1 protein-coding gene is annotated in these 3,018 nt (G+C 46.6%); it reads right to left on the reverse strand.

What is annotated here, in order from left to right:
* A partial coding sequence (locus Q0986_RS02285) for a hypothetical protein (protein ID WP_299403043.1) occupies nucleotides 1-3,018 on the reverse strand: 3,018 nt, incomplete at both ends.

A 3,018-nucleotide genomic window follows, 5' to 3' on the forward strand; every position in this document is an offset into this window, starting at 1 on the left:
ACCCGCTGTGGCATGAACGCTCCCTCGCGGATCCACCAACATCGTTAATCGTTGGGGAGGACTGCTAATGGACTGGATAATATTTATGGGGCCTTCTTCTACGCCTGGATTTGTGGCCGGATCGATAAATTGAGTTTCAATCCTGTCAGATTCATTCAGATCGCTTTGTTGGGCATAGAAAATATTGCCTTCATACTCATAATCTCCACCTGCTCCGGGCTGTTCTTTCCAGTAGCCAATGACGCCATCATTGAGCTGTTGGTACTCTCCAATGCGAATGGGAACCTTGACCTCGGTTAAATCATCCGTGTCTCTTTCCTCATGCGATCGCATCTGCTGCATATCTTGACGAAAGACAGTCCAATCTTGGTTAATGGCCGGAAGTCCTTGTAGTTCTAAGTTAACGGCTGCTCGCACTACTGCGATCGGACGTCCCATCAGTAAGGCCAAACTTTGATTTTGGGCAAAGTTTTCAGGATCGATATGATTCAGCGCATTGTTGAGACACAGATTAAAGTTTTCAACAAACTCAGGGCCTGACATAATGATGGTTCTCACCATTTTGTGCAAATGGGGATTGGCAATATTAGGAATTTCTTGTCCCTCAATTGTTGTCGTCGTCAGGGACGTCTCGCCAGGCACATCATCCCATTCCCCATTGACGTTAATCGCTCCCAGCGCTTGCCCCGCATTATCGTAAAACGTTAAACCACCATTCAGGTTATTCGGCAGTATCCAGCCACAAATAGGCGTAGTGCTCGGATCCTCCGTGGTTTCTTGGTTATCTCCCTCATTAGCCGATAGCCAACGGAAATTAATCCGGGTGGGTTGCACAAAGCGAGGTGGCAGCTTAATTCGATTGTCTTCTGTGGCCTGCATATACTCTGGCCGAATCACATATTCATTTGAGTCATCCTGCCAATCTAGATTTCTAACTTGTCCAAACGTATCCACTAACTGCAAATCAATAATCCGCAGTTCCCCCGAGCGAATCGGACTAAAATCATCCAAAGGCTGAGGAGCACTGTCAGCTTCACCGTCAACCGCTGCCGCCACGTCAGCGGTAAAAGCTTGGTAATCAGCAAACCCAATCGGGTCTTCAATCTCTAGCTGCAAGGTTTGCTTGTGCATCAGCAACGCATCATTAAACCCACCGATAGACTGAGACAAACAATTTAAGCTTTGTAGCTCCTGATACGCCTTAATAGCCGTATAGATAGGGTCTGAAAAAGTCTTGTTGGCATACCGCAACTCAATATCGTCAATTTGCTCGGCAAGCAACTCAATGTTGTGCTTCTGTAAATACGCCTCAATTCGCATTTGCAAGAGTGAATTAGCATAGGGCGTTAAAATGCTAGAACCACTGTAGATATTAGAATCTTGGTCCGTTTTGATGCGATTCGCCGCCGTATCCGCCACCACAACCTGAGTAGATCTTGGCGATAAATCAATATCATTTGCCTGCAGTGTATAATTCCGGGTCAGAAAATCTTCACTATATTTACGATTGGCGGACGTTTTATTACCGCCTTCCGCCACAGGAAAGACTTCAACCAACCATTCGAGCAGAATGGGATTCCAAGGTTGAGCGGTCCAAAGATTAAAGCCGCTCCTTTCTTGTTCGCCTTGAAGGGCGAGATTTTCTTGCTCGCTTTGAGAAACGAGTTGAGGATCAAGTTGGTTAATTGTCTCGAAAACAAGTTTGAAGTCTTCCGCAATTAACTCCTGAATCGTCCGATTAGTCAGCGTTTGGCACTCAAGTAACCCATCCTCACTCAAACGACCATCTTCACCATGCCGTTGACCCGCTGCTACCGCATCCCCTTCCATTAACACAACTGGCTCTTTCGGCTCCCAGTAGCGAGGCCCACTCACCAATTCCAACCGATAGGTCGGCGGCGGAGACGCTTTTTCTTTTTCTGTCTCATCTAGAGCTTCGTATTCTTCTTGAAGGGCTCGATTGTGGGTATCAATTGCCCCCACTACCTCGTTTATTAGCCCTGCGAGTTCGGAGGCCAGGGAACTTTCAGAGTCTGATGTCAGAGGCAAGCTATCTGGATTATCTAAATCTAAATTTCCAGTGGCCTGGGCCTTTTCTAATAGGGGTTCGAGTCCTCGTTGCTGGATATAGTACTTAACTTGATCAATATCAGGATAGTCATCCTGGCTATCTTCTGGAGGATAGGCACAAATCATATACTTGTACCAATCAGAGAAAAGTTGTCTACGTCTAGCGCCCAATTCTGCCAATGCAGCATCATAGAGCTGCTGCTGCTGGTTGAGATCATTGAGCCCTGCGGCAATTTCGGATGGGATGTCAAATTTTGCCTGAGAAGATGTTCTTTCTGAAGAAGACAGATCTGAAGAAGACGGATCTGAAGAGGATGGCTGTGTTTGTGTTTCTATCCGAACTTTCCACAAAAAGTGGCCCGTAACCGCATTGAACCCAGCCTCATGACGAATTTCCTGAAACTTAGGGCCAATATCTAACTGTTGACTTTCTAAGTTGTCGGAAAACTGTAGCGCTTCTAATTGCTCTTCAATCACCGCTTTCTGAAATGGATCGATCGTGTCAGCCAGGTAAGCTGATAAGGCCTCTGTGCCCGTGTTGGCAACAGCTAGACGAATATTAGCGGTTTCTAAAGGCGGTTGACCTGAGTAGTCTGCAGGTGGTTGAAAGGTTAACCGCCCATAGCAGAGGATCTGCGGGGGTTCACTATCCTGAGTAAACGTTTCATTCCCCCACTCAAATTTCCACTTACATTCCTCTTGGATGCTGTTCATCAAGGCTTCGAGCGTCAATTCTGCATCTGGAAAGTCCGCCTTGAAGTTGTTCTTAAAATCTTGGAAAAATTCACTCAGATAGTTCTGCTCAGCGTTGCTATACCAGCCCATCACATCGTATTGCAGCCCCTCGGGCAGCGCTATAGCATCGGCATATTTAGGATCGTGAAAGCCAAATACACTTCGACAATTAGGATAAAAGGCCGCAAACGTGGGTTCACCATACCCGATAGC

The sequence above is a fragment of the Acaryochloris sp. IP29b_bin.148 genome (genome assembly GCF_028285565.1).
GTDB lineage: Bacteria > Cyanobacteriota > Cyanobacteriia > Thermosynechococcales > Thermosynechococcaceae > Acaryochloris.